Below are 23,678 nucleotides of genomic sequence, written 5' to 3'. Positions count from 1 at the left end.
TACCTTTACGGCCCAATTTTTTTTAAATGAAACGAATTTTATCTTTTTTTCTGCTGGGTATTATGTTTATTTTTGCTTCAGCACAGGCTCCTCCCGGTTATTATAATGCAGCTGCCGGACATACGGGTGCTCCACTTAAAACTGCACTTAAAGGCATAATTGAGCAAGGCCATCAGGACAATGGTTACGGTGGCTTATGGACAGGCTACGCAACGACTGATCGTGACTTTTTTTACGAAAATGACGGAACTATTCTGGATATTTATTCTGAAAAGCCAAACAGTCCGGACCCTTACACATACACTCTAGGTACAAACCAATGTGGCAGTAGTGGGTATAACAACGAAGGAGACTGCTACAACAGAGAGCATATCGTACCTCAAAGCCTGTTCGATGAAGCCAATCCAATGGTATCAGATATTCATTTCATCCGCGCAACTGATGGAAAAGTGAATGGTATGAGATCAAACTACCCGTTCGGTAAAGTAGAAATTGCCTCTTTTACATCAGAAAACGGATCTAAACTCGGAAATTCAATATCTCCTGGATATGGAGGAACTGTATTTGAACCTATCGATGCTTTTAAAGGTGACGTAGCCAGAATGATCTTCTATTTTGTTACGAGATATGAAGCTGGACTTCCAGGTTTCAGTACCGGGAATATGCTGGGTGGATCTACCTATCCGGGGCTTCAGCCATGGGAGCTGAACCAGCTTTTGATATGGCATGCAATAGATCCTGTTTCTCCTGAAGAGATTTCCAGAAACAATGCATCTTATACTTATCAGGGAAACAGAAATCCATTTATTGACAATCCTTCTTATGCTGAACAGATCTGGGGAACACCGGTTATAGATACGCAGGCTCCAACTGCTGCCACTAATCTTATTACTCAGAACCCAACTTCGAATACTATTTCTTTAAGCTGGACTTCTGCTACAGATAATATTGGTGTTACAGCTTATGATGTTTATGCTAATGGAATACTGAAAACTACAGTTGCAGGAACTACAGCAACTGTTCAGGGACTATCACCGTCTACTACTTATACCTTCTATGTCATTGCTAAAGACGCTTCGGGAAACTCTTCTCCACCAAGTAACAATGCAAATGGAACTACGTTGGCAGGACAGCCTGGAAATACCAGCTGCGGGACAGAAAACTTTTCAAACATCCCTACCGCAAGCGGATATGGAACCAGAACATGGACAAACGCTGGTATTACATGGATTGCAACGGATGCTAGAACAGACGAAACCATTAACGGAAAAGCAATTACTATCAGAAACGGAAACTTAACAAGTTCATCCATTTCAGGAGGAATTCAAAGTTTAACCTTAACCACTCAGCTGAAATATTCAGGAACTGCCGGAAATCTTACCGTTCAGATAAACGATGTAAATGTAGGAACTATTCCTTTCAGTACAGCACAGACCACTACCACGATCAACAATATTAATGTAAGTGGAAATGTGGTGATTAAAATTATCAATCCATTACCTCAAACTGGAAACAGAGTGGCATTAGATGACCTTACATGGACATGTTTAGGTACATTAGGAACCTCTGATGTTAAGAAAGACAAGTCTGAATTCACCATCTACCCTAACCCGGTAAAAAACAACGAATTATTTGTAAAAGGTGAAAACTTAAGCAAAATCTTAAAAGCTGAGATCTATGACCTTTCAGGAAAACTGATTGAAATAATTGCAAATCCGTTTAAAGATTCAGATAAGATCAATATTAAAGGACTTACTAAAGGAAATTACATTCTGAAAACAGACCGTTTTTCTACAAAATTCATTGTAGACTAAACTGTAAAAAATATTTGATAACAAAGACCGATTTATTCGGTCTTTTTTTTATTTTTGATACATGGATTCCAATAAAAAACTAGGACTGATAGGAAAGAATATTTCCTATTCCTTTTCTAAAAAATTCTTTGAAGACAAGTTCCAGAAGCTGATGCTGAAAGACTTTACTTACGATATTTTTGACCTGAATGAAATTAATGAAATAGAACATCTCCTTACCGATCCGGAGCTTTTAGGGTTCAATGTTACCATTCCTTACAAGGAAAAAATTGTTGATTATCTTGACGAACTCAGCGATGAAGCAGAGAAGATTGGTGCAGTCAATTGTGTGCTGATCAGAGATGGTAAAAAAACAGGTTACAATACTGATGCTTTCGGTTTTGAAAAAACACTTTTGCTCCATAAAAAATCCCATCAGGACAAAGCATTGATTCTGGGAAACGGAGGTGCCGCAAAAGCTGTGAAATATATTATGGATAAGCATGGAATTCCATCAATTACCATTTCCAGAAATTCCGAAATCAATTTTAAGAATCTGGATAGCGAAACGGTCCTGAACCATAAGATCATCATCCAGTGTACTCCTGTAGGTACATTCCCGAATGTGGAAGACTGCCTGGAATTCCCTTTTGAAGGAATCACCCCGGAACATCTGATTATTGACCTGATCTACAACCCGAACTACACTCAATTCATCATTAAAGCCTCCGAAAAAGGAGCCAAAACAGTTAATGGTTATTATATGCTTGAACAGCAAGCAGAAAAAGCTTGGGAAATTTGGAATTTTCAAAAAAAATAAACTAAATTAGTACCTTAATTGGCTTTACTGCTATATACAAAAGGATATTAACGCCACTCACATAAAAGATTTGCTATGATTACAGAAAACAATCTTTCTGAAAACGAAGAAAACAAAAATTCTAACGAACTATCTCCAGAAGAAACACCCGAAACACCTGTATCTCATGGTGAAAGCACTCATGAAGATGATGCAGAACACCTGGAAGAGGATCATGCTGATGATATTTCTCTGGCTGATGCTTTAAAAGAAATGGAAACCATCATCAACTCGGCTAATGCCGGCGAGAATTTCAAAAGATTCAATCAGTTAAAAGAAAAAGCAAATCATTACATTCATGATGAGGTGGAAGACAAAAAGCATGAATATGTAGAAGGCGGAAATGCTCCTGAGAATTTCAGCTACGAGCATCCTTTACAGTCCAAATTCTCTGCTTTAGTTAATATTTTCAGGGAAAAACATGACAGCTACCAGAAATCTCAGGATGAAGAGCAGAAGAAAAACCTGGATCACCGTCAGAGCATTATAGAAAGACTTAAAAATCTTTATACCAATTCTGAACCAGGAACCAATCTCTTCAAATCCATTCGTGAAATCAAAGAAGAATGGTCAAAAGCCGGCCAGGTTGCAAAATCTGAATTCAAGATCCTTAATAATAATTATTTCCACCATCTGAACCAGTTTTATCAGATGCTGGACCTGAATAAAGAATTTCTGGAGCAGGAATTCAGTCATAATTTAGAGAAAAGACAGCACATCATTGCGCGTGCTAAAGAACTGGAAAGTGAGCCTGTAATTCAGAAAGCCCTGAACGAGCTTCAGTATCTTCACAAGCTTTGGAAAGAAGAAGCTGAACCTGTAGCAGAAGAATTCCGTGAAAAAACATGGGAAGAGTTCAAAGAAATCTCCAACAAGATCCACGAAAGAAAATCTGAACTTTCTGCAGCTATTGAAGGTGAACAGAATAATAATCTTGAAAAGAAAAACCAGATCATCGCAGAGATCAAAAAACTGTCTGAGCCTTCCGAAACTCCTAACCACAGCTACTGGCAGAATTCCATCAAAAGAGTTGAAGATCTTCGCACAGAATTTTTAAAAACAGGAAGCGTTCCAAGAAAACTTTCCAATCAGAACTGGAATGATTTCAAAACAACACTCAGAGCTTTCAATACAACAAAAAATAACTATTATAAATCGCTCAAAGGTTCTCAGCAAACCAATCTGGAAGAAAAATTAAAACTGATCCAGACTGCTCAGGACAATATGAACAATGAAGAATGGGACATCGCCGTTCCTCTGTTTAAAAAGCTTCAGGAAGACTGGAAAAAAATCGGGCACGTTCCAAAGAGCATGACCAATAAAATCTGGGACGAGTTCCGTGATGCATGCAATACGTTCTTCAACAATTACAGAGAGAAAAACAATGCTTCCAACGATAACTGGAAAGAGAACTATAAGCAGAAAAAAGAAATTCTTGAAGATCTGAAAACCGTTTCCAATGACGAAGGCAGTATTGAAAGAATTGAAGCAATAAAAACCGCCTGGAACAATATCGGAAAAGTACCCAGAGACAAAATCTCAATCAATACCGAGTTCAACAGAACGTTAAGAGAAAAGCTGAAGCTGAATAAGATCAACGAGCTTGAGCTGAAAGAGGAAGGCTTAACGGAAAACCAGCTTACAGACAAGGCCAGAAAGATCAAGAGCCAGATTTCTGATCTTGAAGGTGAGATTGTAAAACTTGAAAATAACCTGGCATTCTTTAACAAGCCGTCAAGAGAAAATCCTCTTCTTAGAGATACGTTCAATACAATCGACGAGAAGAAGGCTCATCTGGAAACTTTAAGACAGAATCTTCACAATATCATTGCCGGAGATTAATCTATTAAACAATATAAAAAGGCGGAGCAAAGAAATTTGTCTTCGCTTTTTCTTTTTACATTATGAACAACGACGAATTATACATAAAAAGATGTATTGAGCTTGCTCAAAAAGCACTGGGCAAAACCTACCCCAACCCTCTTGTAGGCAGCGTGATCGTCCATAACGGAAAAATCATCGGGGAAGGATACCATCATAAAGCCGGAGAAAACCACGCTGAAATTAATGCGATCAATTCTGTAGAAAATAAAGATCTTATACCGGAGTCTACTATCTATGTTTCATTGGAGCCGTGTGCCCATTACGGAAAAACGCCGCCATGTGCTTTAAAAATTAAAGAACTTGGTTTCAGGAAAGTTGTCATTGGCGCTATGGATTCTCATGATAAGGTGAACGGCAAAGGAAAAAAAATCATTCAGGATGCAGGCATAGAAGTTGTTTCAGGAATACTGGAAAAAGAATGTATTGAACTGAATAAAAGATTTTTCACTTATCATGAAAAGAAAAGGCCATACATCATTTTAAAATGGGCAGAATCAGGAGACGGGTTTTTAGATAAAGATTTTAAACCAACAGCTATTTCAAATTCTTTGGTCAATCAATTTGTACATCAACTAAGAGCGGACGAACATGCTATCTTAATTGGGACACAAACTGCTTTAAATGACAATCCAAGTTTGACCGTAAGAAATGCTGAAGGAGTAAACCCTGTCAGAATTCTTATTGATTTTGATTTAAAAATTCCTGGCAGTTTCAATATTTACAATAGTGAAGCAAAAACACTGGTTGTAAACTCTGAAAAAAAAGGTACCGAAGGGCATATCCAATTTATTAAAATTAACAGGGATAATTTCATTCCAGAACTACTGGAAGCACTATACAATGAACATATACAGTCTGTTATTATTGAAGGCGGCCTTTTTACATTACAGCAATTTATTAATGCTAACCTTTGGGATGAAGCCATTGTCATTAAAAATGAAAATCTGAAACTTGAAAACGGAACAAAAGCGCCAGAATTTAATTATATCGCTAACAGAATTGAAAGTTTGAGAGATAATACAATATCAATTTTTAAAGCAAAATAAAATCATTTTATCACCGTCAATTGAAATAATTTATTTACATTAGTTTTACAAAAAAATAATACTATGAAAAATCTAAAAAAAGTTTCAAGACAAGAACTTAAAACAGTTCAGGGTGGTATTTCTCCTCAATGCTGTTCTTACTATCCGCCTTCATTACAAAACTGCTGTGCAACTCCATCAAGTATGAGCTGCCCGCCACCGTGGATAGAAGGAACATTTCCATGTTAATATTAAATCGTACAAATTAATCAAACAAAAATATTACCATGAAAAATTTGAAAAAAGTATCCCGAGCCAATATGAAAAGCATTAAAGGAGGTGTTTTTGTAACATGTACATTACCTAATGGAGAACCTACCAGATGCAGAGACAAGTGTCCTCAGGATTTTTGCGGCCCAACAAGCTATATGTGCCTGATCCCAATCGATCTGTGCGGAGCTGAAATTTAAAAATAAGATTTTACATTTAAAAAATAGATAAGCCGTCAAGATTTGACGGCTTAATTTATGATCATGATGCAGAATATTAAAGCATTTTATACTTTTGCATTTATAAAGCCGGCTATAATGACGTTCGAGTATAAAACCATAGAAAAACCCATAGAGAACATTTTATTAAAAGAAAAAGGAAGCAAGTTCATCGGATTTGCCTTTCCAGTCAATAACGAAAGGGAGCTGAAAGAAGCATTGGAAAAAATCCGGACCGAACATCCTAAGGCTACCCATCACTGTTATGCATTCAGAATGGGCCTGGAAGGTGAAAACTACCGGGCAAATGATGACGGAGAGCCATCCGGAAGTGCCGGTCTCCCGATTTACAATCAGCTTTTAGCCCATGAAATCACCAATGTTCTGGTTATATCGGTCCGTTATTATGGCGGAACAAAACTCGGCGTTTCAGGACTTGTAAAAGCCTATAAAGAATGTGCAAAGATTACCCTGGAAGAAGCCAGTATCATTACAAAAGAGCTTGAAACAGAAATTGAAATCCAGTTCAACTTCAATCAGCAGAATACTATTTTCACTCTACTCTCTAAATTTGATGCTAAGGTTTTGAATTTTGATGCCGATGAAAACTGCATCCTCACCGCTTCTTTAAAATTAGCCCAAAAAGAAAGCATCTCGGATAAATTATCCGAGATGCAGTATGTTTCATTTGAATTTAAAGATTAATTTCTTCTTCCGCCAAGAAGTAACGAACCCCAATAAAGAAGCTGAGCCAGCGATCCGAGTGCTGCCACAACATAAGTTCTTGCTGCCCATTTCAAACTGTCCTGTACCCCGACAAATTCTTCCTGAGTAACTGTTCCTGTATCCCTAATCCATTTCATTGCTCTGTTACTTGCATCATATTCTACAGGAAGAGTTATAAAAGCAAAAAGTGTAGTCATCGCAAACATTGCCACACCTATCGCCAGAACTGTGGTATTTCCATTTGGATCATCGATTGATCTTGTTGCTGCCATGATCCCGATCCCTGCGATAAGGACAAACTGCATCAGATTTGAACTTATATTAACTACAGGAACCAGTTTTGAACGCAGATTCAGCATCGAATATCCTACCGCATGCTGCACTGCATGTCCGCACTCATGTGCTGCCACTGCAGCAGCAGCCGCATTTCTTTGCATATAGACTCCTTCTGAAAGGTTAACAGTTTTATCTGCCGGATTATAGTGGTCCGTCAGCTGACCGGGAACAGAAATTACCTGTACATCAGTGATTCCGTTATCTCTCAGCATTTTTTCTGCAATTTCTTTTCCTGAAAGCCCATTTCTAAGATGTACATTGGAATAGTATTTAAATTTCGATTTTAATCTGGACGAAACCCACCAGCTTATCAGCATTGAAAGACCGATAATGATATAATAACCCGTCATTTTATATAGATTTTTGTGTTTAAATTTTAAGCATAATGATGTAAAAACTGTGCCAAAGTATTACATTTTATTATCTATATTTGTTCTCTAATTATCCTTTTATCTATGTCTAAAGTTTCAGTTATTGAAGTGAAAAATCAAAGCGATTTAAAAAAATTCGTAAGGTTTCCAATGGATCTTTATAAAAATAACCCTTATTATGTCCCTTCCTTTATCAAAGACGAATTTAAGATTTGGGACGCAAAAGAAAATCCGGCTTTAAATTATTCAAAATCCAAGCAGTTTCTTGCCCTAAAAGATAATAAAGTGGTTGGCAGAATAGCCGTAATCATCAATCACAAGGAAGAAAAGGAATTAGGCATCAAAAAAGTACGTTTTGGATGGATTGATTTCATTGATGATAAAGAAGTCTCTCAGGCACTGATTCAAAAAGCAATAGATTACGCTAAGGAAAACAACATAGACAAAATTGAGGGTCCAATGGGCTTCACGAATCTTGATAAAGCAGGAATGCTTACCATGGGTTTTGATAAGCTGGCCACCATGATAGGAATCTATAATCATGAATATTACCCAAAACACCTGGAAGATCTTGGACTGACCAAAGAAAAAGAATGGGTGGAATATGAAATGAATTTCCCAAAGGTTTTACCGGAAAAAGTAGAAAAATTCAGTGGGTTAATTGCACAGAAATACAAACTTAAAGTCCTCAATTTCAAATCAAAACAGGAGATCCTTCCGTTTGTAGAACCTATGTTTAAGCTGCTTGACGAAACCTATAAGCACCTTTCAACCTACACTCCTATTTCGGACGAACAGATACAGACTTACAGGGAAAAATACTTTCCTTTTATAGACAAAAACTATGTAATCTGCGTAGTGGATGAAAATAACGAATTGGTTTCATTTGCCATCACAATGCCTTCTTATTCAAAAGCGTTACAGAAATCTCAAGGAAAGCTTTTTCCTTTCGGTTGGTGGCACTTCTTACAGGCAGGAAAGAAAAATGACCGTGCGAACTTTTACCTGATCGGAATTCATCCCGAATATCAAAGACGAGGTGTTACCGCCATTATATTCAAAGAAATTTTTGTACGTTTTACCAGCATGGGAATTGATTTTGCCGAAACCAATCCCGAACTGGAAGAAAATAAAAGCGTTCAGGTGCTTTGGCAGGACTACAACCCAGTCAATCACAAAAGAAGAAGAACCTATTCATTAACGATTAATGATCAGTGATAAAATGAGTTATTAGTGACTTATTTTAAACCGGAAGCTGATAACTCATACTTTCCGCTTTAAAAATGTACCTGAAAGCCTGAATTCTTTTCGTAAATTTACCCTATGAAACCACATCTTATTGTTTTTGCTGTTCTGATTGCAATATTTATCGCTTACAACTTCTTCTTTCAGATCGAAGACGACCGGATGAATACCGTAGTTAATATAACACTTGCCAGCATTCTTTTTGGATACATATCGTTCATGGCCTACTCTCTCCTCAAAAAAATGAAGAAATAAGTGCTATTTTTATTGATTCTAAATTACCGCTTTTCCCTATTTTAATCCCACTTTTAAGCTTATTAATTTCATGCTTTCTTGTTTATTCGCTAAATTTGCAAATTGAGATAATAATGCAAAAATGAATTTACCTGAAAGTTATATTCCAATCCTTATTCAAGCAGGTGTAGCTATCGCATTCGTAGCCGTTTCTTTGCTTGGAGCCCATTTTCTGGGACCAAAACAGAAAAAAGGAAATTCTGTAAAAAACCAAAGCTGGGAATGTGGAGTTCCTGTAGAAGGAAATGCGAGAACGCCATTCTCCATTAAATATTTCCTGACGGCGGTATTATTCGTGCTTTTCGATATTGAAATCGTATTTTTTTATCCATATGCTGTAAACTTCAGAGAATTCGGAATGGAAGGCTTCCTTGCTGTACTTACATTCGTGGCAATTTTCTTCATGGCATTTTTCTATGTCTGGAAGCGCGGTGCATTAGATTGGGATAAATAAAGAATAGAAATTTTAAATGACAATTTTAGATCAGGAAAATTAGAGTTAAGTTAACATTAACACCAATTTAGAATCTAAATTAAAATCATTAAATCAAAAAAAATGTCAGATCAAAAACCAGTAATAAGAACAGATGCACCTGCTCCCGAAGGATTTGAAGGAGAAGGGTTTTTCGCAACGAAACTGAGCAGTGTAATCGGGATGGCCAGAAAATTCTCTCTTTGGCCGTTACCATTTGCAACCTCTTGTTGTGGTATCGAGTTTATGGCTACCCTAAACCCAACGTATGACGCTTCAAGATTTGGTATGGAAAGAAACTCTTTCTCACCAAGACAGGCGGATATGCTGATGGTTTGCGGAACTATATCTAAAAAATTAGGACCTGTCCTAAAAGAAGTCTACACTCAGATGGCTGAGCCAAAATGGGTGGTTGCTGTTGGAGCCTGCGCTTCCAGCGGTGGTATTTTTGACACCTACTCTGTTTTACAGGGAATCGATAAAATTATTCCGGTTGACGTTTATGTTCCGGGATGCCCTCCAAGACCGGAGCAGATTATTGAAGGCGTAATGCAGGTTCAGGCTTTGGCAGAAAGCGAAAGCATCAGAAGAAGAGATATGCCTGAATACCAAAAATTGTTAGATTCTTACAACATTAGCAACTAAAACGGAAATGACGAACGAATTTGTATTAGAAGCAATCACAAGAGAATTTCCGGAATCTGTAATCTCTAGTTCAGAGCCTTATGGAATGTTAACTATTGAAGTAAAAAAAGATGATATCAAAAAGATTATTCATTATCTGAAAGATTCATCGTTGGGATTCAATTTCCTTACCGATATCTGCGGTATCCATTATCCTGAATTTCCGGACAAGGAAATCGGTGTCGTGTATCATCTGCACAATATGATGGCTAATGTCAGATTACGTCTGAAGATCTTTATGTCCAGAGAAAATATCGAAGTAGATTCTCTTGTAGATTTATTTGCCGGAGCCAACTGGATGGAAAGAGAGACGTTTGATTTCTACGGAATTAAATTTAAAGGACATCCTGACCTGAGAGCGATCCTGAATATGGAAGATCTCGGATACCACCCGATGCTGAAGGAATACCGTCTTGAAGATGGTACCAGAACAGATAAGGATGATAATATGTTCGGAAGATAAAAAAATATAAATGATTAATGATGATTGGTTTATGATCAATTATCGCTTATCGATTATCAATTATATATTATGAAAGATAACTCATTATCTAATATACTTAACCAATACGAAAGTAAGGAACAGATTGACGGGCAGCTTTACACCCTCAATTTGGGACCTACCCACCCTGCAACCCACGGGATCTTCCAGAACATCTTAACGATGGACGGAGAAAGAATCCTTCACGCGGAGCAAACAGTAGGCTATATCCACAGAGCATTTGAAAAAATTTCTGAAAGAAGAAATTATTCTCAGATCACTACTCTTACCGACCGTATGAATTACTGCTCAGCACCAATCAATAACCTTGGCTGGCACATGACAGTAGAAAAGCTGATCGGCGTTGAAGTTCCAAAGCGTGTGGATTATATGCGTGTTATTTTAATGGAATTGGCCAGAATCGGCGATCACCTGATCTGTAACGGGGTAACCGGGATGGACTCAGGAGCTATTACAGGTCTTACCTATATGTTCATCGAAAGAGAACGTATTTATGATATGTACGAGCAGATTTGCGGAGCGAGAATGACGACCAATATGGGAAGAATCGGAGGTTTTGAAAGAGATTTCACCCCAAAATTCCATGAGTTATTAAAAGACTTCCTGAAAACCTTCCCGCCAAGATTTAAAGAATTCTGTACTTTATTGGAAAGAAACAGGATTTTCATGGACAGAACCATCGGAGCAGGAGCAATTTCTGCGGAAAGAGCTTTAAGCTACGGTTTTACAGGTCCAAACTTACGTGCGGCAGGCGTGGATTATGATGTAAGAGTTGCGCAGCCTTATTCTTCTTACGAAGATTTCGATTTCATTATTCCGGTAGGAACTGCAGGTGATACTTATGACCGTTTCATGGTTCGTCAGCAGGAAATCTGGGAATCCCTTAAAATTATCAATCAGGCATACGACAACCTTCCTGAAGGACCATTCCATGCGGATGTTCCTGATTTTTATCTTCCTGAAAAAGCAGATGTTTATCAGAAAATGGAAGCTTTGATCTACCATTTCAAAATCGTTATGGGAGAAACCGATGTGCCAAAAGGAGAAGTTTATCATGCTGTAGAAGGCGGAAACGGAGAATTAGGTTTCTATTTAGTGAGCGACGGAGGAAGAAGCCCGTACAGACTTCACTTCAGAAGACCATGCTTCATCTATTACCAGGCATATCCTGAAATGATCACAGGTTCTGTAATTTCAGATGCGATTGTTACGATGTGTAGTATGAATATCATTGCGGGGGAATTAGACGCATAATAAAAATTATAAATTTTGGATTATGAATTTTAGATTAATCCAAACTAATATAAAAATTGAAATTTTTTAGAATTCAAAATCTAAAATTCAAAATTTAAAATTTAAAAAAGTGAGCGAAACAATAGCTTTTAAACCGGAAAGTTTAGAACAGGTACACAAAATTATCGCAAGATATCCTGAGGGAAGACAAAAATCTGCTCTTCTTCCTGTACTTCACTTAGCACAGAAAGAATTCGGAGGATGGTTAGACGTTCCTGTGATGGATTATGTTGCTGAATTATTAAGTATTAAGCCAATTGAAGTATATGAAGTAGCTACTTTTTATACCATGTTCAATATGAAGCCGGTTGGTAAATATGTTTTGGAAGTATGCAGAACGGGGCCTTGTATGGTTTGCGGAAGCGAAAAGATCCTTGATCATATCAGAACCAAGCTGAATATTAAAGACGGAGAAACTACTGAAGACGGTATGTTTACCCTAAAACCTGCTGAATGTCTTGGAGCCTGCGGATACGCACCAATGATGCAGTTAGGAAAATTCTTTCATGAAAATTTAACGATAGAAAAAGTAGACGAAATCCTTGATCTTTGCAGACAGGGACAGGTTGCTTTAGATTAATTAAAATATACGATGAGTAAAAAACTTTTACTTAAAGATGCACATATAGAAGGCATTCGCTACTTTGAAACTTACCGCAAACAGGGAGGTTACACTGCAGCAGAAAAAGCCTTGAAAATGACCCCCGATGAAATTCTTGAAGAAGTAAAAGCTTCAGGACTTCGTGGACGTGGTGGAGCTGGATTCCCGACAGGAATGAAATGGAGCTTTCTGGCCAAACCGGAAGGCGTGCCAAGGCACCTTGTTGTGAATGCTGATGAATCTGAACCGGGAACTTTCAAAGACAGATATCTGATGGAATTCCTTCCTCATTTACTGATCGAAGGAATGCTTATATCCTCTTTCTGTTTAGGTTCAAACGTTTCTTATATCTATATCCGTGGAGAATACTCATGGATTCCTGATATTTTAGAAGAAGCGATTGAAGAAGCCAAAGCAGCAGGATTTTTAGGTAAAAATATCATGGGAACCGGCTTCGATTGTGAAATTTACGTTCAGAGAGGAGGAGGAGCATATATCTGTGGTGAAGAAACTGCATTGCTTGAATCTCTTGAAGGTAAAAGAGGAAACCCAAGATTAAAACCGCCATTCCCGGCTGTAAAAGGACTTTGGGAAAGACCAACGGTGGTTAATAACGTGGAATCTATCGCAGCTATCGTTCCGATCATTGATATTACAGGAGCAGAATACGCTAAAATCGGGGTAGGAAGATCTACGGGAACGAAATTAATTTCGGCTTGTGGAAACATTAACAAACCTGGAGTGTATGAGATCGACATGACCATTACTGTTGAAGAATTCATCTATTCTGATGAATACTGCGGTGGTATTGCCAACGGGAAAAAGCTAAAGGCTTGTATTCCGGGAGGAAGCTCTGTTCCGATTGTTCCTGCCAACCTATTATTAAGAACCGTAAACGGAGAACCAAGATACATGAACTATGAATCATTGGCTGACGGCGGTTTCGCTACCGGAACAATGATGGGTTCAGGAGGTTTCATCGTTTTAGATGAAGATCAGTGTATTGTGGAGCACACCATGACTTTAGCGAGATTCTACAATCACGAAAGTTGTGGACAATGTACACCTTGCCGTGAAGGAACAGGATGGATGTACAAAATCTTGAAAAAAATTGAAAAAGGAGAAGGAAAAATGGAAGATATTGACCTTCTTTGGGATATACAGAGAAAGATCGAAGGAAACACGATCTGTCCGTTGGGTGATGCAGCAGCTTGGCCGGTTGCAGCAGCAATTCGCCATTTCAGAGATGAATTTGAATGGCATATTAAAAACCCGGAATTATCACAAACACAAAATTATGGATTGGCAAATTATGCAGACCCAATTCCGGCTGTTGAAAAAAATGCGTAGTTAAAAAATTGATGAAGAAGTTATTGGTTGTCGGCTTAATGATGTCGGGACTTGTTGCTTTTGGGCAAGTAAAAAAAGATACATTAAATAAAGAATATAAACTGGAGGTAGCTCCTTATAAAGATAAAACTGAAAAGAAACAGAAACCCAATCCTTTGAGCAAGAAAGGACAAGTGTTTGTTTTCTTTGGCTGGAACAGAGGAGCTTTTAGTAACTCGGATATCCATTTTACCGGAAACGGTTATGATTTTCAGTTGAATAATGTACAGGCAAGAGATAAACCTACAAAATTTGGGATCGTTTATTTTGATCCAAGCTGGTTTACCGTAACGCAGTACAATTTCAGAATAGGATATTTTATAAAAGATAACCTGGCCCTTGTTTTAGGAATCGATCATATGAAATATGTAATGAAGCAGGACCAGACGGTTGATTTTTCAGGAACAATTTCAGATCCTAAATATGCAGCGATGGTACATAACGGACAGGTAAATCTAGCAGATACAGAGTTCCTTACTTTCGAGCATACAGACGGACTTAATTATGAAAATTTAGGTCTTGAGAAATATAGAAATCTTATTCATAAGAAAAATATAGATTTGGTATGGTCTTATGGAGCAGGAATCGGGGTAATGTTTCCTAAAAGTAATGTAAGGCTTTTTGGGAATGAAAGAAGTGACCGTTTTCACGTTGCAGGGATGGGAACCGACCTTAGAACCAGTCTTAACATGGTTTTCTGGAAAAACTGGATGATCAGAGCAGAGGCAAAAGCAGGATATATCAATATGTGGGATATTAAAACTACATTAAATAACAAGCCGGATAAAGCCCGTCAGGATTTTGTTTTCGGACAGGTCCTTGCAGGAGTCGGATATACATTTAACACGAAGAAGTATAATTAAAATATAGCTTAACGCCTTAAAAGCATAAGCGAAAGCATAGAATATGAGCGAAGAGGTTAAAAAATTCAAAATAACTATAGACGGACAGACTACTGAAGTTTTGCCTGGAACTTCTATTTTGGAAGCTGCCAGACAAATCGGTGGAAAGTCTGTACCTCCTGCAATGTGCTATTACAGCAAATTGGAAACCAGCGGAGGGAGATGTAGAACTTGCTTGGTTGAAGTTTCAAAAGGATCGGAAGCAGATCCGCGCCCTATGCCAAAATTAGTCGCTAGTTGCAGAACTAACGTAATGGACGGTATGGAAGTAAAAAATCTTTCGTCTGAAAAAGCTCAGGAAGGAAGAAAAGCCGTTACCGAATTCCTATTGGTGAACCACCCTCTGGACTGTCCTATCTGTGACCAGGCTGGGGAATGTCATCTTCAGGACCTTGGCTATGAGCACGGAAATCTTGAAACCAGAACCGAGTTTGAAAGAAATACTTACGAAGCAGACGATCTTGGTCCGAATATCAAGCTGAATATGAACCGTTGTATTCTTTGTGCAAGATGTGTATTGGCTGCAAACCAGTTAACAGGTGAAAGAGAGCACGGGATTCTATTCAGAGGAGATCATGCCGAAATTTCCACCTATTTAAATAAAGCTTTGGATAACGACTTCATCGGAAACATTATTGATGTTTGCCCGGTTGGAGCCTTAACAGACAGAACTTCCCGTTTTGCAAGCAGAGTTTGGTTCACAAAACCAATGAATGCTACCTGCAAATGTGATAAATGTTCAGGAAAAGCCGTAGTTTGGATGAAAGGTGACGAAATTGTAAGAGTTACTGCCAGAAAAGATCAGTGGGGAGAAGTGGAAGAATTTATCTGCGACACTTGCCGTTTTGAAAGAAAAGAGCTTTCTGACTGGAATATTGAAGGTCCTAGACATATCGACAGACACTCAGTAATTTCATTGAACCACTACGAAAAACCTAAGGATGAGCTAAGAATTTTAGACAATCCTATGGCGAAAGAAATCAGTGAAAAAGACGAAAAATAATTAATCTTTAAGACATCAGATTTCAGACATCAGACATCAGATTTTAAATCTGAATCTGGCAACTGACATCTAGTATCTAAATTAAAATAAAATGGATTTACTAACATTTAAAATTATACTTGTACTGGCGCTTTTCCTGTTGTCTCTTACAATAGCGGCCTACTCTACCTGGGCAGAAAGAAAAGTAGCGTCTATCATGCAGGACAGAATTGGTCCCAACAGAGCCGGACCTTTCGGATTACTGCAACCTCTTGCCGACGGTGGAAAGTTTTTCTTCAAAGAAGACTTTACCCCTGCCAATGCTGAAAAGTTCCTTTTCGTATTGGGGCCTGCTTTGGTAATGTTTATATCATTAATCACAGGAGCGGTTATTCCTTGGGGTAAAACCTTGAATTTTGGTGGAGTTTCTTATGATTTACAAGTAGCAAATATTGATGTTGGTGTACTTTTCATCATCGGAATGGCTTCCATCGGTGTATATGGAATCATGATCGGAGGATGGGCTTCGAATAACAAATATTCATTATTAGGTGCTATTCGTGCTTCTTCGCAGATGATCTCTTACGAACTGGCGATGGGATTAGCATTGCTTTCTATTATCATGATGACGGGAAGTTTGGATTTAAAAGAAATTACGGAAAGTCAGACTAATGGAAAGTTATGGGGAGTTATTCCTTGGGTTTCCGGTTTAAACTGGAATATTTTCTATCAGCCGATTGCCTTCCTTGTATTTTTTGTAGCTGCTTTGGCAGAAACCAACAGACACCCTTTCGATTTACCTGAATGTGAATCTGAACTGGTAACAGGATATTCTACGGAATATTCTTCCATGAAACTGGGATTATATATGTTCGGTGAATATGTGAACATGTTTATCTCCAATGCTTTTATGGTTGTTCTTTTCTTCGGTGGTTATAACTATCCTGGAATTGAATGGGTAACTCAGAACTGGGGTGAAAACGCTGCAGGAATTTTGAGTATCGTAGCATTCTTAACAAAAACGGTAATCGGAATTCTGATCTTTATGTGGATCAGATGGACGCTTCCAAGATTTAGATATGACCAATTGATGCACTTAGGATGGAAAACTCTGATCCCAATGGCATTAGTAAACCTATTGATTACAGGTGCTGTAATTTTAGCATTTGCCAACTAGAATAATTTGAAAATGAGATGATGTGATGATGTGATAATATGGTGATGCGGGAACAAAAGCCCACTTCCATCTTCTAACATCTAACGTCTAACATCTAACATCTATAATTAAATGAAACTTACAAACAGATCAAAAGTTGTTTCCAAAAAAGAAATGACCCTTGCTGAAAAAATCTACCTTCCTGCTATTTTTACAGGGATGGGGATTACATTTAAGCATGCTGTAAGAACCGTGATAAAAGGTGCTCCCGCAGTATATTCATATCCGGAAGTACAGAAACCGAGAACTACCATCTGGAGAGGTCAGCACGTTCTGAAAAGAGACGAAGAAGGCAGGGAAAGATGTACGGCTTGCGGACTTTGTGCTGTAGCCTGTCCTGCAGAAGCCATTACCATGACGGCTGCAGAAAGAACAAAAGAGGAAAAAGGTCTTTACAGAGAAGAAAAATATGCATCAGTATACGAAATTAATATGCTGAGATGTATTTTCTGCGGGATGTGTGAAGAGGCCTGTCCAAAATCTGCTATTTATCTTACAGACAGATTAGTGGATGTAGAAACCAACAGAGGATCTTTCATCTATGGAAAAGATAAATTGGTTGAAAAAATAAATGAAAGGATTGATATTACGACAAGACAGTCCGAGAAACAAAAAAATGCGGTAAAATAATGGATCAGTTTTTATTTTTCTTGGTGGCGTTTTTAGCAGTGGCTAGTGCAGTATATTTTGTATTTGCAAGAAATCCTCTCTATGCTATTCTGTCATTAATTGTTACGATGTTTTCAATTGCGGGAATGTACATTCTTCTGAATGCCCAGTTCCTTGCAATCATTCAGATTATAGTGTACGCAGGAGCCATCATGGTATTATTCCTTTATATCCTGATGATGCTTAACCTTAATAAACAAGACGAAAGTAAGAAGAACAATACTTTAAAATTTGTTGGAGTTTTTACAGCCGGCCTTTTATTAATTGGAGTTTTAGGCGTATTCAGAGGTGTTCAGGACAATCACATTGTTGTTGAGAATGTAGACAAGGGTGTAGGTCTTACTAAAAATCTGGGCAGACTTTTGTTTAATCAATATGTTTTACCGTTTGAGCTTGCTTCTATCCTGATTTTGGCAGGTATTGTAGGTGCGGTATTAATCGGTAAAAAAGATTTATAAAATTATGGGAGAAGTAAATACATTTATACAAAGCGTCCCTCTTAACTATTTCATCATTCTTTCCTCAGTATTGTTTTCTTTGGGAGTATTGGGAGTATTGTTGAGGAAAAACGCTATTGTTATTTTGGGCTGTGTAGAGCTTATGCTGAATTCTGTAAACCTTTTATTAGCTGCTTTTTCAGCCTATAAAGGAAACGGAGACGGACAGCTTTTAGTTTTCTTCATTATGGTGGTAGCCGCCGCTGAAGTAGCGGTAGGTCTGGCAATTATTGCTATGCTGTATAGAAATACCCGTTCTGTAGATGTTAGTATATTTAATAAATTAAGAGGATAAGGAATGGAAAATTTAGTGTATGCAATAGTACTTTTACCACTTTTAGGGTTTCTTATTAACGGTTTATTCGGAAAAAATCTTCCAAAAATATTTGTAGGCTCTCTGGCTACAGCAATGGTTTTCGGATCATTCTGCATCGCAGTAAGTCTTTTCATGAAATTTGATTCTGAAAGCCAACCGATCATCGTAAAAGCATTTGAGTGGTTTACAGTAAACGGGGTTCAGATCAATTTCGGATTCCAGATCGATCAGCTTTCTTTAATGATGGTGATGATCATCACAGGGATCGGTTCATTGATCCATTTATATTCTATTGGATATATGAGCCACGATAAAGGTTTCTATAAGTTCTTTACTTATCTGAATCTTTTCATCTTCTCCATGCTGCTTTTAGTAATGGGAAGCAACTACCTGATCCTGTTCATCGGATGGGAAGGTGTAGGTCTTTGTTCTTACCTGTTGATCGGATTCTGGTATACCAATGAAGAATACGGTAAAGCAGCAAGAAAGGCTTTCATCATGAACAGAATTGGTGACCTTGCATTATTGATTGGTATCTTTATGATCGCTGCTCAGACTAATGCGGTGGATTACCTTACGGTAGCACAGAACTCTTCAAAATTTGAATTAGACGGAACAGTAATTATCTTTATTACAGCCAGTTTATTTATCGGGGCTACCGGTAAATCTGCTCAGGTTCCTTTATATACATGGTTACCGGATGCGATGGCCGGTCCTACTCCTGTATCAGCGTTGATCCATGCGGCAACGATGGTAACGGCAGGTATTTATTTAGTGGTAAGATCAAACTTCTTATTTACTTTGGCACCTACGGTTCAGGGAGGAATTTTATTCATCGGATTCTTAACAGCTGCTTTGGCAGGATTCTATGCACTTCGTCAGAACGACATCAAAAAAGTATTGGCTTACTCTACCGTTTCACAGCTTGGATTTATGTTCATTGCTTTAGGATTGGGAGCTTATACTACAGCGATGTTCCATGTAATGACACATGCATTCTTTAAGGCTTTATTATTCCTTGGAGCAGGTTCTGTGATCCACGCGATGAGCAACGAACAGGATATGCGTTTCATGGGAGGTTTGAAAAAATACATCCCAATTACCCACGCTACTTTCCTTATCGGAACATTGGCAATCTCAGGTTTCCCTTTATTATCAGGGATGATCTCAAAAGACGAAATTTTAGTAGCAGCTTTCGCTAAAAACCCTGTTTACTGGGTGATTTTATTTGTTTTAGCGGCCATGACTGCCACCTATATGTTCAGACTGTACTACCTGACGTTCCACGGAGAATTCAGAGGTACGGAAGATCAGAAACATCACTTACACGAAAGCCCGTCTAATATGACCCTTCCGTTGATCGTGCTGGCTATCCTTTCTGTGCTTGGAGGTTTTATTAACCTTCCTCACTTCATCGGACATGGTCATTATGCGAAACTAATGGAATGGCTGAAGCCTGTTCTTACAGAGCAGAGCTACAAACAAATGGAAGCGACTCTTTCGGGAGTTCCGTTTGGAACTGAAATGATCTTATTAGGGGCTACAGTGCTGATGTTCTTCTCCGTATGGTTTATCGTAAAAAATACCTACGTGAAAAAGAAAAAAATGGCTCTGGCAGAAGAAAGCTATACCGGATGGGAAAAACTTTCTGCTAAGAAATTATATGTAGACGAACTTTACAATGCATTGATTGTAAAAACTGTTGAAGGATTAGGACGCGGAGGAAAGATGTTTGATAAAGGGATCTTAGACCGTTTTGTAGACTTCGTGGGCGAAGGCGCTGAAGACAGCGGAAAAGCGATGAAGCGTATCCAGAACGGAAATGTAGAGACTTATATTCTTATCATGTCTTTAGCAGTGGGAATTATACTGATTGTTAACTTTATATTACAATAATGTCTGGTTTATTATTAACATTATTACTATTACCTCTAGTAGGTTCGGGATTAGTTTTTGCATGGAAAAATAAATCCAGCAAATATTTGGCGTTGGGAATTGCATTGATCCAGATGCTTATTACTTTCTACATCACGGCGGATTTTGATTTTAATCCAACGGTAGACAGTGTACTGCAGCACGAGATCAATTATCCTTGGTCGCAATTCATTAAAAGCTCACTTCATTTCGGAATAGACGGAATGAGTCTGCTTCTATTATTGCTGACCAATATTTTAACGCCGATCATTATTTTATCATCTTTCAACGAAAATGTAAGCTACAGAAATACATTCTACGGCCTGATTCTGCTGATGCAGTTCGGTCTTGTTGGGGTGTTCACTTCTTTAGACGGGCTGTTGTTCTATATTTTCTGGGAAGTAACTCTTATTCCTATCTGGTTCATTGCCGGACTTTGGGGCCAGGAAAACAAAAGATTTGAATTCACTACGAAGTTCTTCGTTTATACATTCGTTGGGTCATTATTTATGTTAGCCGGATTGATCTATGTGTACAATCACTCTGCATCATTTGCTTTAACAGATTTATACAATGCTCAGCTTAACGAGGTACAGCAGACAGTGGTATTCTGGTTTATCTTCTTTGCATTCGCAGTGAAGTTACCGGTATTTCCTTTCCACACATGGCAGCCGGATACGTATACTTACTCTCCTACTCAGGGATCCATGCTTTTATCAGGGATCATGCTGAAGATGGCAGTGTACGGTGTCATCCGTTATTTACTTCCTATCACTCCGCTTCCAATTGCCGGAATTTCGGGACAGATCGTCATTATTTTGGCCATCATAGGAATTGTTCACGGTGCGCTTATCGCAATCATCCAGTCAGATATGAAGAGAATTATTGCGTATTCTTCTTTCTCTCACGTAGGGTTAATGGTGGCAGGGATCTTCTCTTCTGCTGTGATCACTTTAAGAGGAACATTTAATATTGAAGGAGCTGAAGGAGCATTGGTTCAGACTTTTGCCCACGGTATCAACGTAGTTGGATTGTTCTACTGCTGTGATATCTTATACAAGAGATTTAAATCAAGAGACATCAGACAAATGGGAGGTTTGGCGAAAGTTGCCCCTAAATTTGCCGTGTTGTTCCTGATCATTATATTAGGTTCAATGGGTGTTCCATTGACTAACGGATTCATCGGAGAATTTATTTTGCTGAAATCGGTATATGATTTCAACGGTTTGGCAGCAGTAATTGCTGGTCTTACGGTAATCCTTGCTGCTGTATATTTATTGAGATTCTACGGAAAAGCAATGTTCGGACAGGGAAATGATGCAGTATTAAGTTCCGTAAAAGACTTATCTGCAGTAGAATTTTCCGTATTGGCAAGTATAGCGGTTTTTGTGATTGTATTTGGTATTTTCCCGCAACCGATAATCGATATGGTGAATAGTTCGCTGACGTTTATCTACACAGCGATGGCCAGCTAAAAAAATTAAAAGATTTAAAAATTAAAAAATTAAGAGATCAGAGAAGAGTAAAAGAAAAGAGACAAGGAGATTAGAGACAGGAGATTATTCCACTGAACTTTAAACCTTGAGCTTTAAACTCTCAACTCAAAATCTCACATCTCAAATCTATATTATGAGTGTTTTAATTATTGTTTTCCTAACGGCAGTTATTGCGTTATTTTCAGGAGTTTTCGAACAGGGAAAATTCGCAAGATACATTGGGATTTTAGGATTGATCGTCGCTTTATATGTAAGCTTCTTACCTGAATGTGCTTTCTTCGAAAAGTACAGACACATGTATGAATATACTGCAAATACAGCGTTATTCACCAAAATATCTATTGTAACAACCTTATTGTTATTCTTCCTGGGAGGTTTTGCGTTCAGCAATCACAGAAGCCACCAGTCGGAATTATATGCACTGATGCTTTTTGCATTATGCGGAGGAATTATTCTTTTTGGATTCCAGAATATGGTTACTCTTTTCTTAGGGGTAGAAATCCTTTCCATTCCGTTGTATGTAATGGCGGGAGCCAACAAAACTGATTTAAGATCAAACGAAGCTTCGATCAAGTATTTCCTGATGGGTGCTTTTGCAACAGGTTTCTTACTGTTTGGAATTGCATTTATCTACGGAAGCACCGGAAGTTTTGATTTATATAAGATCCAGGATTTCGGAGTTAAAAATCCTAAAGACGTTATGTTCATTTTAGGAGTTCTTCTTATTCTTTGTGCCCTGGCATTCAAAGTAGCATTAGCACCTTTCCACATGTGGAGTCCTGATGTATATTATGGAGCTCCTTCACTCATCACAGCATTTATGGCGAGTGTGGTAAAGATCTCAGGATTTTTTGCTTTATTCAGATTAATGACCATCGGGTTCGGTGGTGTTACTGAAGAATGGATTAATGTGTTTGGTGTATTCCTGATCATCACACTGCTTTTAGCTAACGTTATGGGTCTTGCCCAGACCAATGCAAAAAGGATGCTCGCCTACTCTTCTGTTTCCCACGCCGGATATATCGGGTTGGTTTTCTTCGGAATGACGAGCCTTTCTACTTATAATTTAGCATTCTATTTATTTGCTTATGCTTTATCAACCGTGGGAGTTTTCATGTGTTTAATTTATGTTGAAAAATTAAAAAGAGAAACCTCTTTCGGAGCTTTCAAAGGATTGGCAAAATCTGAACCTCTATTAGCCACAGTGGCAGCAATCTCTATGCTTTCAATGGCAGGAGTTCCGCTGACAGCCGGTTTCATGGGGAAATTTGCTTTATTCTCCCAGGCAATGAATTCAACGCACGGAGTTTTCTTAGTATTGGTAGCTGTATTAGGTTCTGCAGTATCTATTGCCTACTATTTAAGACTGATTATTTCAATGTTCTTCTTCAAAGATTCTACATTTAAATCTTCAGAAAAAGTAACCCTTACTTATAATATCGTAGCGGTATTTGTCATTGCTTCAATTATTGTGTTAGGAGTTTTCCCTGATCTGTTTGCAAGACAGTTCGGATTATAACATCCCAATATAAAATATATAAAAGCACAACTTTTTCAGTTGTGCTTTTTTTGTTACCAATAAGTGCAACGGCTCCGTCTATCTTAAAAATCAAATGAATGTTTTTTAAAGCCATATCTATCCTTGCGTTTAATTTAAGAAACTGCAGAGTTTTTCATAAAGAAAAAAAGTAACAGATAATGCTTTACCTATATCCGGATTTTGT

The 23,678-nt window shown here is 38.0% G+C and carries 25 protein-coding genes; 24 read left to right on the top strand and 1 reads right to left on the bottom strand.

Features of this window, described 5'->3' with window-relative positions; genetic code table 11:
* The first annotated feature begins 26 nt into the window (after positions 1 to 26).
* From ACMGDK_RS15205 to ACMGDK_RS15175, 7 genes are all read left to right on the top strand, one after another.
* The gene (locus tag ACMGDK_RS15205; protein ID WP_436808735.1) at positions 27 to 1,814 is read left to right on the top strand and encodes an endonuclease; all 1,788 of its coding nucleotides are present in this window, start codon (positions 27 to 29) and stop codon (positions 1,812 to 1,814) included.
* Between the two features lie 61 nt (positions 1,815 to 1,875).
* The gene (locus ACMGDK_RS15200; RefSeq protein WP_436808734.1) at positions 1,876 to 2,613 is read left to right on the top strand and encodes a shikimate dehydrogenase family protein; all 738 of its coding nucleotides are present in this window, start codon (positions 1,876 to 1,878) and stop codon (positions 2,611 to 2,613) included.
* A 75-nt stretch (positions 2,614 to 2,688) separates the two neighbouring features.
* The gene (locus ACMGDK_RS15195; protein ID WP_436808733.1) at positions 2,689 to 4,494 is read left to right on the top strand and encodes a DUF349 domain-containing protein; all 1,806 of its coding nucleotides are present in this window, start codon (positions 2,689 to 2,691) and stop codon (positions 4,492 to 4,494) included.
* Between the two features lie 62 nt (positions 4,495 to 4,556).
* On the top strand, positions 4,557 to 5,582 hold the full coding sequence (gene ribD, locus ACMGDK_RS15190; RefSeq protein WP_436808732.1) for a bifunctional diaminohydroxyphosphoribosylaminopyrimidine deaminase/5-amino-6-(5-phosphoribosylamino)uracil reductase RibD: 1,026 nt from the start codon (positions 4,557 to 4,559) through the stop codon (positions 5,580 to 5,582).
* Between the two features lie 63 nt (positions 5,583 to 5,645).
* Positions 5,646 to 5,810, top strand: coding sequence for a bacteriocin-like protein (locus tag ACMGDK_RS15185; RefSeq protein ID WP_436808731.1), 165 nt, complete (start codon positions 5,646 to 5,648; stop codon positions 5,808 to 5,810).
* A 38-nt stretch (positions 5,811 to 5,848) separates the two neighbouring features.
* Positions 5,849 to 6,031 (top strand): bacteriocin-like protein, encoded by a 183-nt coding sequence (locus ACMGDK_RS15180; protein ID WP_436808730.1) that lies wholly within the window; start codon positions 5,849 to 5,851, stop codon positions 6,029 to 6,031.
* Positions 6,032 to 6,094: 63 nt separating this feature from the next.
* Positions 6,095 to 6,754 carry an IMPACT family protein gene (locus ACMGDK_RS15175; RefSeq protein ID WP_436808729.1) on the top strand — a complete coding sequence of 220 codons (660 nt, stop codon included), beginning with the start codon at positions 6,095 to 6,097 and terminating at the stop codon, positions 6,752 to 6,754.
* Here ACMGDK_RS15175 and ACMGDK_RS15170 read toward each other — a convergent pair.
* Complete coding sequence (locus ACMGDK_RS15170) at positions 6,751 to 7,461, bottom strand: zinc metallopeptidase (protein WP_436808728.1); 711 nt, start codon at positions 7,459 to 7,461, stop codon at positions 6,751 to 6,753. The genes ACMGDK_RS15175 and ACMGDK_RS15170 overlap by 4 nt on opposite strands.
* 105 nt (positions 7,462 to 7,566) lie before the next feature.
* Here ACMGDK_RS15170 and ACMGDK_RS15165 point away from each other — a divergent pair, with 105 nt between their 5' ends.
* The 17 genes from ACMGDK_RS15165 (at position 7,567) to ACMGDK_RS15085 (ending at position 23,473) form a co-directional block, all read left to right on the top strand.
* Positions 7,567 to 8,700, top strand: a complete 1,134-nt coding sequence (locus ACMGDK_RS15165) for a GTP cyclohydrolase (RefSeq protein WP_436808727.1) — start codon at positions 7,567 to 7,569, stop codon at positions 8,698 to 8,700.
* A 105-nt stretch (positions 8,701 to 8,805) separates the two neighbouring features.
* Positions 8,806 to 8,982 carry a hypothetical protein gene (locus ACMGDK_RS15160; protein WP_436808726.1) on the top strand — a complete coding sequence of 59 codons (177 nt, stop codon included), beginning with the start codon at positions 8,806 to 8,808 and terminating at the stop codon, positions 8,980 to 8,982.
* Positions 8,983 to 9,103: 121 nt separating this feature from the next.
* Entirely contained in the window at positions 9,104 to 9,475 is a 372-nt protein-coding gene (locus ACMGDK_RS15155; RefSeq protein ID WP_048502955.1) for an NADH-quinone oxidoreductase subunit A, read from the top strand.
* A gap of 102 nt (positions 9,476 to 9,577) precedes the next feature.
* Positions 9,578 to 10,138, top strand: coding sequence for an NADH-quinone oxidoreductase subunit B (locus tag ACMGDK_RS15150; RefSeq protein WP_054512956.1), 561 nt, complete (start codon positions 9,578 to 9,580; stop codon positions 10,136 to 10,138).
* Positions 10,139 to 10,145: 7 nt separating this feature from the next.
* Entirely contained in the window at positions 10,146 to 10,640 is a 495-nt protein-coding gene (locus ACMGDK_RS15145) for an NADH-quinone oxidoreductase subunit C (protein WP_436808725.1), read from the top strand.
* Between the two features lie 69 nt (positions 10,641 to 10,709).
* On the top strand, positions 10,710 to 11,933 hold the full coding sequence (locus tag ACMGDK_RS15140) for an NADH-quinone oxidoreductase subunit D (protein WP_436808724.1): 1,224 nt from the start codon (positions 10,710 to 10,712) through the stop codon (positions 11,931 to 11,933).
* Between the two features lie 109 nt (positions 11,934 to 12,042).
* Positions 12,043 to 12,552 carry an NADH-quinone oxidoreductase subunit NuoE family protein gene (locus ACMGDK_RS15135; RefSeq protein ID WP_040996940.1) on the top strand — a complete coding sequence of 170 codons (510 nt, stop codon included), beginning with the start codon at positions 12,043 to 12,045 and terminating at the stop codon, positions 12,550 to 12,552.
* A gap of 12 nt (positions 12,553 to 12,564) precedes the next feature.
* The gene (gene nuoF / locus ACMGDK_RS15130; protein ID WP_116012816.1) at positions 12,565 to 13,923 is read left to right on the top strand and encodes an NADH-quinone oxidoreductase subunit NuoF; all 1,359 of its coding nucleotides are present in this window, start codon (positions 12,565 to 12,567) and stop codon (positions 13,921 to 13,923) included.
* A gap of 11 nt (positions 13,924 to 13,934) precedes the next feature.
* Positions 13,935 to 14,825 carry a hypothetical protein gene (locus ACMGDK_RS15125; RefSeq protein ID WP_436808723.1) on the top strand — a complete coding sequence of 297 codons (891 nt, stop codon included), beginning with the start codon at positions 13,935 to 13,937 and terminating at the stop codon, positions 14,823 to 14,825.
* 43 nt (positions 14,826 to 14,868) lie between these two features.
* Positions 14,869 to 15,867, top strand: coding sequence for an NADH-quinone oxidoreductase subunit G (locus ACMGDK_RS15120; protein WP_436808722.1), 999 nt, complete (start codon positions 14,869 to 14,871; stop codon positions 15,865 to 15,867).
* Between the two features lie 91 nt (positions 15,868 to 15,958).
* Complete coding sequence (gene nuoH / locus ACMGDK_RS15115; RefSeq protein ID WP_436808721.1) at positions 15,959 to 17,023, top strand: NADH-quinone oxidoreductase subunit NuoH; 1,065 nt, start codon at positions 15,959 to 15,961, stop codon at positions 17,021 to 17,023.
* Positions 17,024 to 17,134: 111 nt separating this feature from the next.
* Positions 17,135 to 17,692, top strand: coding sequence for a NuoI/complex I 23 kDa subunit family protein (locus tag ACMGDK_RS15110; protein WP_116012812.1), 558 nt, complete (start codon positions 17,135 to 17,137; stop codon positions 17,690 to 17,692).
* Positions 17,692 to 18,189, top strand: coding sequence for an NADH-quinone oxidoreductase subunit J family protein (locus tag ACMGDK_RS15105; RefSeq protein ID WP_034703568.1), 498 nt, complete (start codon positions 17,692 to 17,694; stop codon positions 18,187 to 18,189). Before ACMGDK_RS15110 ends, ACMGDK_RS15105 begins: the two co-directional genes overlap by 1 nt.
* A gap of 4 nt (positions 18,190 to 18,193) precedes the next feature.
* A complete protein-coding gene (gene nuoK, locus ACMGDK_RS15100; protein ID WP_099765818.1) occupies positions 18,194 to 18,523 on the top strand; it encodes an NADH-quinone oxidoreductase subunit NuoK in 330 nt (109 codons plus the stop codon).
* A gap of 3 nt (positions 18,524 to 18,526) precedes the next feature.
* Positions 18,527 to 20,440, top strand: coding sequence for an NADH-quinone oxidoreductase subunit L (nuoL, locus tag ACMGDK_RS15095; RefSeq protein ID WP_436808720.1), 1,914 nt, complete (start codon positions 18,527 to 18,529; stop codon positions 20,438 to 20,440).
* Positions 20,440 to 21,933 carry a complex I subunit 4 family protein gene (locus tag ACMGDK_RS15090; RefSeq protein ID WP_436808719.1) on the top strand — a complete coding sequence of 498 codons (1,494 nt, stop codon included), beginning with the start codon at positions 20,440 to 20,442 and terminating at the stop codon, positions 21,931 to 21,933. The genes nuoL and ACMGDK_RS15090 overlap by 1 nt, the downstream gene beginning before the upstream one ends.
* A gap of 154 nt (positions 21,934 to 22,087) precedes the next feature.
* Positions 22,088 to 23,473, top strand: coding sequence for an NADH-quinone oxidoreductase subunit N (locus ACMGDK_RS15085; protein ID WP_436808718.1), 1,386 nt, complete (start codon positions 22,088 to 22,090; stop codon positions 23,471 to 23,473).
* Positions 23,474 to 23,678: the final 205 nt, after the last annotated feature.

It is taken from the genome of Chryseobacterium hilariae, from assembly GCF_051400735.1.
Lineage (GTDB): Bacteria > Bacteroidota > Bacteroidia > Flavobacteriales > Weeksellaceae > Chryseobacterium.
This window is presented reverse-complemented; position numbering and strand designations above follow the sequence as displayed.

Coding starts and splice junctions, on each gene's coding strand:
- ACMGDK_RS15205 (WP_436808735.1), top strand. CDS start 27: ATGAAACGAATTTTATCTTTTTTTCTGCTGGGTATTATGTTTATTTTT.
- ACMGDK_RS15200 (WP_436808734.1), top strand. CDS start 1,876: ATGGATTCCAATAAAAAACTAGGACTGATAGGAAAGAATATTTCCTAT.
- ACMGDK_RS15195 (WP_436808733.1), top strand. CDS start 2,689: ATGATTACAGAAAACAATCTTTCTGAAAACGAAGAAAACAAAAATTCT.
- ribD (WP_436808732.1), top strand. CDS start 4,557: ATGAACAACGACGAATTATACATAAAAAGATGTATTGAGCTTGCTCAA.
- ACMGDK_RS15185 (WP_436808731.1), top strand. CDS start 5,646: ATGAAAAATCTAAAAAAAGTTTCAAGACAAGAACTTAAAACAGTTCAG.
- ACMGDK_RS15180 (WP_436808730.1), top strand. CDS start 5,849: ATGAAAAATTTGAAAAAAGTATCCCGAGCCAATATGAAAAGCATTAAA.
- ACMGDK_RS15175 (WP_436808729.1), top strand. CDS start 6,095: ATGATGCAGAATATTAAAGCATTTTATACTTTTGCATTTATAAAGCCG.
- ACMGDK_RS15170 (WP_436808728.1), bottom strand. CDS start 7,461: ATGACGGGTTATTATATCATTATCGGTCTTTCAATGCTGATAAGCTGG.
- ACMGDK_RS15165 (WP_436808727.1), top strand. CDS start 7,567: ATGTCTAAAGTTTCAGTTATTGAAGTGAAAAATCAAAGCGATTTAAAA.
- ACMGDK_RS15160 (WP_436808726.1), top strand. CDS start 8,806: ATGAAACCACATCTTATTGTTTTTGCTGTTCTGATTGCAATATTTATC.
- ACMGDK_RS15155 (WP_048502955.1), top strand. CDS start 9,104: ATGAATTTACCTGAAAGTTATATTCCAATCCTTATTCAAGCAGGTGTA.
- ACMGDK_RS15150 (WP_054512956.1), top strand. CDS start 9,578: ATGTCAGATCAAAAACCAGTAATAAGAACAGATGCACCTGCTCCCGAA.
- ACMGDK_RS15145 (WP_436808725.1), top strand. CDS start 10,146: ATGACGAACGAATTTGTATTAGAAGCAATCACAAGAGAATTTCCGGAA.
- ACMGDK_RS15140 (WP_436808724.1), top strand. CDS start 10,710: ATGAAAGATAACTCATTATCTAATATACTTAACCAATACGAAAGTAAG.
- nuoF (WP_116012816.1), top strand. CDS start 12,565: ATGAGTAAAAAACTTTTACTTAAAGATGCACATATAGAAGGCATTCGC.
- ACMGDK_RS15125 (WP_436808723.1), top strand. CDS start 13,935: ATGAAGAAGTTATTGGTTGTCGGCTTAATGATGTCGGGACTTGTTGCT.
- ACMGDK_RS15120 (WP_436808722.1), top strand. CDS start 14,869: ATGAGCGAAGAGGTTAAAAAATTCAAAATAACTATAGACGGACAGACT.
- nuoH (WP_436808721.1), top strand. CDS start 15,959: ATGGATTTACTAACATTTAAAATTATACTTGTACTGGCGCTTTTCCTG.
- ACMGDK_RS15110 (WP_116012812.1), top strand. CDS start 17,135: ATGAAACTTACAAACAGATCAAAAGTTGTTTCCAAAAAAGAAATGACC.
- ACMGDK_RS15105 (WP_034703568.1), top strand. CDS start 17,692: ATGGATCAGTTTTTATTTTTCTTGGTGGCGTTTTTAGCAGTGGCTAGT.
- nuoK (WP_099765818.1), top strand. CDS start 18,194: ATGGGAGAAGTAAATACATTTATACAAAGCGTCCCTCTTAACTATTTC.
- nuoL (WP_436808720.1), top strand. CDS start 18,527: ATGGAAAATTTAGTGTATGCAATAGTACTTTTACCACTTTTAGGGTTT.
- ACMGDK_RS15090 (WP_436808719.1), top strand. CDS start 20,440: ATGTCTGGTTTATTATTAACATTATTACTATTACCTCTAGTAGGTTCG.
- ACMGDK_RS15085 (WP_436808718.1), top strand. CDS start 22,088: ATGAGTGTTTTAATTATTGTTTTCCTAACGGCAGTTATTGCGTTATTT.